1 pseudogene is annotated in these 886 nt (G+C 68.4%); it reads left to right on the forward strand.

Going from position 1 to position 886, the window contains the following annotated elements:
• Positions 1-79: 79 nt before the first annotated feature.
• Positions 80-886: pseudogene (locus tag VQ03_RS28835) on the forward strand (alpha-glucosidase C-terminal domain-containing protein); the annotation flags it as partial.

Here is an 886-nt window from a genome sequence, read left to right on the forward strand (position 1 = left end):
TTTTACAAAGAAAAAGACGCAATACGAACCGTAGGGGGGTTGCGTGGGCCGGGAGAGGTGAAAAAGAGACACCAAAACAATCTATCTCGGCGACCGCGACGGCGTGCGCACGCCGATGCAATGGTCGCCGGACCGCAATGGCGGCTTCTCCCGCTCCGACCCGGCCCGCCTGTTCCTGCCGACGATCCAGGACCCGATCTACGGCTTCGATGCCGTCAACGTCGAGGCGCAGACGCGCGCCCAGACCAGCCTGCTCAACTGGACGCGGCGGATGATCGCGATCCGCAACAACCACGTCTCGCTCGGGCGCGGCGGATTGCGGTTCCTCTATCCGGACAACCGCAAGGTGCTGGCCTGGATCCGCGAGCACGACAACGAGCGGGTGCTCTGCGTCGCCAACCTGTCGCGGGCGCCGCAGGCGGTGCAGCTCGACCTCTCCGACCTGCGCACCGCGGTCCCGGTGGAGCTGACCGGCGGCACCTCGTTCCCGCCGATCGGCGACCTGCCGTACCTTTTGACCATGCCGGCCTACGGCTTCTACTGGTTCTCGCTCTCGACGGCGAATGCCGGCACGATGGGCCCGAGCCCGGAGACGCCGGAGCTGTTCACCCTGGTGCTCACCGGCGGCGTCGAGACCCTGATGCGGGGCCGCGAGCGCCAGGCCTTCGAGCGCACCGTCGCGCCGCGCTTCATCGGCTCGCGGCGCTGGTTCGGCGCCAAGGGCTCGCGCATCCGCGGGGTCGAGGTGGTGGACAGCGCGATCCTGCCGCGGCTCGAAGGCTCGAACGGTTTCCTGCTGCCGCGCATCGCGGTGTCTCTCGCCACCGGCGAGACCCAGGAATACTTCGTGCCGCTCGCCGTCGACGAGGGCCGCGAGGACGAGTCG

The organism is Methylobacterium tarhaniae, assembly GCF_001043955.1.
GTDB classification, from domain to species: Bacteria; Pseudomonadota; Alphaproteobacteria; order Rhizobiales; family Beijerinckiaceae; genus Methylobacterium; species Methylobacterium tarhaniae.